The organism is Paraburkholderia sp. SIMBA_027, assembly GCF_046535315.1.
GTDB classification, from domain to species: Bacteria; Pseudomonadota; Gammaproteobacteria; order Burkholderiales; family Burkholderiaceae; genus Paraburkholderia; species Paraburkholderia tropica.
Map to the genome: position 1 here is coordinate 1 of NZ_JAWRWY010000124.1, position 420 is coordinate 420.

Annotated in this window: 1 pseudogene; it reads right to left on the bottom strand. The window is 59.3% G+C overall.

What is annotated here, in order from left to right:
• Window positions 1–420: pseudogene (fusA, locus tag SB764_RS38415) on the bottom strand (elongation factor G); the annotation flags it as partial.

The window sequence follows — 420 nt, forward strand, 5'->3', positions numbered from 1 at the left end:
CCAGGAACTCGTAGCCTTTGCCCTGCTCATTCGGCTCGAGCGTGATGACCGCGTGACCGTACTGGCCGCGACCACCCGACTGCTTGACGAACTTGCCGTCGACGTCTACCGCCTTGCCGCGGATCGTTTCACGATACGCCACTTGCGGCTTGCCGACGGTTGCTTCGACGCCGAATTCGCGCTTCATCCGGTCAACCAGAATTTCCAGGTGGAGCTCGCCCATGCCCGAAATAATGGTTTGACCCGATTCTTCGTCCGTTTGAACGCGAAACGACGGATCTTCCTGAGCCAGACGGTTCAGGGCCAGACCCATCTTTTCCTGGTCCGGCTTCGTCTTCGGCTCAACAGCCTGCGAAATCACCGGTTCCGGGAAAATCATGCGCTCGAGCACGATCGGGCTTTGCGGATCGCACAGCGTGT